This is a genomic window from Anoxybacillus pushchinoensis, assembly GCF_900111795.1.
GTDB classification, from domain to species: Bacteria; Bacillota; Bacilli; order Bacillales; family Anoxybacillaceae; genus Anoxybacillus; species Anoxybacillus pushchinoensis.
Genome location: NZ_FOJQ01000094.1, coordinates 1 through 4,988, shown reverse-complemented (window position 1 = coordinate 4,988; position 4,988 = coordinate 1). Strand labels below are relative to the sequence as shown.

Sequence of the window (4,988 nt, the reverse complement as noted above, 5' to 3'; positions counted from 1 at the left end):
GGACGTTTGTTTGTGTCTAACACAAAAACCATAGGGTTCTCCCCTTTCCTCTGCATAAAGCAGGTCATATTCTCCTCGACCATGTTATAGATGCTTGTTATGTGCAAGACACTAGCGCTACCCACCACGCTTGTTTAACCTTGCACGACAGAGGAACGGGCTGGAGAAGCACCCGAACGTGTCATGACATCTATAACGTAGGCTCTGTTTCAAGCCTTGGTCTGGTCAACATGGGGCTTACAAGCCCATGACTTTAGTCATTGGGTTGTTGACTCCTTATACATCAACATATGTTCAATTCCTTGGTGAAGGCCAGCGACCGAGTGGGCATCTGAGCCATACACAAGAGGGATGCCGCGTTTGACGGCTTCCTTGACGACCCAATGGGGTGGATAAGGCTCTAGACAAAGTGGTTTTACTGCGCCAGCCCCGTTATAATCAAGCTCTAATTGGCGGGATTTCATTTCTTTTAAAATACGTGCGATGATGTTAGATGCATCATATTCACACGGGTATGCCCGATGAAACTTTCGAACGAGCGTGATGTGACCGATCCGTTTTGGTTTGTACGGTCCTAAGTCCGCAACAACGGACGCTAACACGGCGTTATAATATGCGTCGTACACTTGTTCAACGGAACCGAGCGAGGCGACGATTTCACCAAACATCTCCTCGCTGTAATCAACACACATATAGCCGTTGCCGACAGCTAAAAAATGAACAGATAAAATGCTGTCATCTAATTGTGGACCAATTTCATTTAAAAACTCCTTCGTTTTTTGTTCATATCCGAGAATGAAATCAACTTCTAATCCGATGCGAATACGAATATGTCTTTCGTACTGTTTTTTTAATGATTGTAAAATGGATACGTACGACGCTAGCTGTTCCTCTTTCATCGCGCTATCTTGGTAGGGGGTTGGGTCTATAAATCCTTTCGGAAGCGGTGCATGTTCAGTAAATGAAATATCTGTATAACCGAGCGAAATGGCTCTTTCAATATATTCATGGAGCGCATCGTCGCTTCCGTGAGGGCAAAATGGTGTATGAATATGCCCATCGCGCACATTAGTCACTCCTTTAGGCGCAAACTTCGACAAAAATCACGTTTTTTAGGAAAAAAATTAAAATTTTTGCTCAAAAAATGTTGCTAACATGGTATCATAAAATCATTGAAAAGAAAATGCCTTCTCCATAAAAAAAGAAAGTTTGACAACAAGGAGGCCCATTATGGAATTTGTAGCGATTAGTGCGCTCCTCGTCATCGGAGGACTTACATATACATATGTACATCGAAAACGTTTATATAAACAAATTGACGAATTAGAACAATGGAAAATTTCCTTGATGAATCGACCTGTGCCAGAGGAACTGTCTAAAATTAAGTCGTTAAATATGATGGGGGAAACAGAGCAGCTGTTTGAAAAATGGCGAAATGAGTGGGACGATATTGTTGCTGTTCAGCTTCCGAATATAGAGGAAAAGTTGTTCGACATTGAGGAAGCGGTTGTCAAATACCGATTTATGAAAGCGAAAGATGCATTGCAACAAACGGAGCAACAACTGAAAGACATTGAAGGAAGCATTCAACGCATTTTACTTGAACTGCAAGAATTAGTCGGAAGCGAAGAGAAAAATCGAGAAGAAATTGAGCAACTGAAGGAAAAGTATCGTCAAGTAAAAAAAGCGATGCTTACTCAACGTCATGCATTTGGTTGCACAGAAGTTGCGCTTGAGGAGCGATTAAATGCTCTTCAAAACCAATTCCAGACATTTGAACAGTTAACAACGGAAGGGAATTATTTGGCTGCTCGCGAAGTCGTAGTGGTTATTCAAAACGAGCTACATGAATTGAACCGTTTTATTGAACAAATTCCGCTTTTATTAAGCGACGCACAAATTGAAATCCCTGCGCAACTCGACAACATTGTCGAGGGATATCGTGAACTGTTAGAAAAAGGGTATGTGCTTGACCATCTTCCGGTTGATAAAGAGGTTGAAGAGGTTCGAGGAAAAGTGTCTCAAGTGGTTGCATTATTAGAAGAGCTTAAAGTCGATGAAGCAGAAGCGCTCCTTCGTGAAACACAAGAAGATGTCGATACGTTGTACGACTTATTAGAAAAAGAAGTGTATGCTGAACGGTTCGTTCATGATGAAACAGAAAAGATCGAACAAACGCTTTACGATTTGGAAGAAGAAACGAAGGAAACGCGTGATGAAACATTATTTGTGCAACAAAGCTATCATTTATCGCAAAGCGACTTAGATAAATATCGACAAATCGAGAAGCAAGTACAACAACTAATGAAACGTTTTATGCTCATCCAAACGAAGATGGCCGAGGAGCGTTTAGCTTACTCGCTTATTCGTGAAGAGCTTGAAGAAATTTTAGCGCAAATTGCTACAGTAAAAGAGAAGCATGCCCAGTTTCGCGAGCATTTATATGCGTTACGCAAAGACGAATTAGCAGCGCGCGAGAAGTTGTCAGAAATGAAAAAGCAGTTATCGGAAGCGATTCGACTTGTGAAAAAAAGCAAGCTCCCAGGTTTGCCAGAGTCTTATATGTTACAAGTGAGTGAAGCGCGCGAAAGCTTAACACGCGTTTCCCTTACGCTAGATGGAAAACCATTGAATATGGAGGCGGTTCATCAAGCGTTAGATGAGGCGATCGTTTTTGTGCAAAACGTGTATGATCAAACAAAAGAAATGATTGAACAAGCTCAATTAGCAGAAAGAGTTATACAGTATGGCAACCGCTATCGTCGACGTTTTCAGGTGGTAAAAGAAGGATTAGACGAAGCGGAACAACTGTTTCGAAGATACGAATACGAACTGGCATTACAAAAAGCAATCGCTGTGGTCGAACAAGTCGAAGAAGGGGCATTTGAACGTATTCGAGAGTGGCTAAAAGAAAACGAGTGAAAGGATGTCCTTTCACTCGTCTTTTAACTTACTTTTCTTTCGGTACGTGTGACACGATTTGTTTTGTTTAGTAATAAACCGATGACCCCGCCAATGAGTGCTGGTGTAAGCCAGCCGATCCCTTGTTCAAAGAGCGGCAATGTTTTTTCGTATACATGTAAGATGGACGATACATCAAATCCTGCTGCCTTCAGTCCATCAACGATGCTGACGAGAAGCGTACCAGCGAGCGCCCCGATGTAAACGGTTTGTTTTCCCCTGAAATAGTCATGGAGAAACGATAGGGCGACGAGGGTAATGGCTAATGGATAAATAATAATAAGCACAGGAACGGATAACGAAATGAGTTTCGTTAAACCGACATTTGCGGTGAATGCGCTAAAGCCGCTCATCACGATGACAAGAGTTCGATAGGAAAGCTTTGGCGAAATTTTCGAAAAATAACTTGCGCAAGAAGATAATAAACCAACTGATGTCGTTAAGCACGCAAGCATAATGATGATCGATAAAATGATTGTACCCGCTTGACCGAATAAATAGGTCGCGGTTTGACTAATGATTTCGCCGCCGTTATTGCGATAACCGATCGCTTGTACGCTCGATGCTCCAATAAAAGCGAGCGATACATACACGAGCGTTAATCCAGAAGCAGCCACGAACCCGGCCTGAATACAAAGCTTCGTTAATTGTTTTTTATTTGTAATTCCTTTTTGTTGAATGGCTTGAATGACGATGATACCAAAAACGAGTGCTGCGATGGCATCCATCGTTAAGTACCCGTCAACAAACCCTTTAAAAAACGGGGCGTCTGTATATGCATCCGTTGGCGGTTGAATGTCTCCCATAGGTGTCCATATGCTTTTGACAAAAAATAAAGTAAGACCGATGAGTAAAAGAGGTGTTAACAACTTGCCAATTCGGTCAACTAATTTTGATGGATTTAACGCTAACCAAAGTGATGCGACAAAATAAACAACCGTATACATGGCTAGCATCAATGAGCGATCGACAGTTTCAGACAAAAACGGTGTTACCCCAATTTCGAATGATACAGTTCCTGTACGCGGAATGCCAAAAAACGGACCGATGGCTAAATACATAACGATCGTAAAGATGACACCAAATACTGGATGTGCTCGGCTAGCTAATTGTTGCAAGTCGTTCCCTGTTCTTGCAATCGCGATTATTGCTAAAACTGGCAATCCGACACCGGTAATTAAAAAACCTGCGATGGCAAGCCACATGTTTTCCCCTGCTGCTTGCCCGAGAGCTGGAGGGAAAATCATGTTACCAGCGCCAAAAAATAAAGCAAATAACATAAAACCGACAGCTATTAAATCTTTTTTCGACATGCTGATCCTCCTTTGTTGTCTCCGTACCAGCATATATACTACCATACAAAATAAAAATTTTGTCGTTTTTATAAAAAGTTTCAATCTTTAAAATATTCTTTGATTATTTCTTTTTTGAAGAAAATATGCGTCTGCATTCTCGTGACTTTAGTCATGAGTAAGGACGCTAGCATATGTTATTTATCATGTGGCTATAAAACCAGATAAAAAATTGATTTTCACTCATGCACATGTTACCCTACAATTAGGTGATAATATATGGCAAAAATACACTACGGACGAGGTTATGTCTATTCTATTCAATATCATATCGTATGGTGTGTGAAATATAGACGCAAAATATTAACTGACAAAATAGAACAGCGTTTGGTGGACATATTGCACAAGATTGCTGCAGAAAATGGGTTTGTGATACAAGAAATCAACGGAGATTTAGACCACATACACTTACTCATAGAATGTAGTCCGCAGCATTATATACCAGATATTATTAAGGCATTAAAAGGTGTAAGTGCGAGGTTGTTATTTAAACAATACCCAGAGTTAAAGAAACAACTTTGGGGAGGACATCTTTGGAATCCATCTTATTTTGTCGCAACAGTTAGTGAACATACAGAAGAACAAATAAGAAATTATATTCACTCCCAAAAGGAAAGGTAGGTGAGTTTATCTATGTTAAGGGCATACAAATATCGCTTATATCCCAACGAAGAA

At 40.8% G+C, this 4,988-nt stretch carries 4 protein-coding genes; 2 read left to right on the top strand and 2 right to left on the bottom strand.

Going from position 1 to position 4,988, the window contains the following annotated elements; all coding sequences use genetic code 11:
- Nucleotides 1-257: 257 nt before the first annotated feature.
- Nucleotides 258-1,067 (bottom strand): histidinol-phosphatase HisJ, encoded by an 810-nt coding sequence (gene hisJ / locus BM213_RS14130; protein WP_091705204.1) that lies wholly within the window; start codon nucleotides 1,065-1,067, stop codon nucleotides 258-260.
- 163 nt (nucleotides 1,068-1,230) lie between these two features.
- On the opposite strand from hisJ, the gene ezrA reads away from it, so the two are divergent.
- On the top strand, nucleotides 1,231-2,922 hold the full coding sequence (gene ezrA / locus BM213_RS14125) for a septation ring formation regulator EzrA (RefSeq protein ID WP_091705201.1): 1,692 nt from the start codon (nucleotides 1,231-1,233) through the stop codon (nucleotides 2,920-2,922).
- Nucleotides 2,923-2,945: 23 nt separating this feature from the next.
- Here the strand turns inward: ezrA and brnQ are convergent, their stop codons facing one another.
- On the bottom strand, nucleotides 2,946-4,274 hold the full coding sequence (brnQ, locus tag BM213_RS14120; RefSeq protein WP_091705199.1) for a branched-chain amino acid transport system II carrier protein: 1,329 nt from the start codon (nucleotides 4,272-4,274) through the stop codon (nucleotides 2,946-2,948).
- 258 nt (nucleotides 4,275-4,532) lie between these two features.
- Between brnQ and tnpA the strand changes: the two genes are divergently transcribed.
- Nucleotides 4,533-4,934, top strand: coding sequence for an IS200/IS605 family transposase (tnpA, locus tag BM213_RS14115; protein ID WP_091705195.1), 402 nt, complete (start codon nucleotides 4,533-4,535; stop codon nucleotides 4,932-4,934).
- Nucleotides 4,935-4,988: the final 54 nt, after the last annotated feature.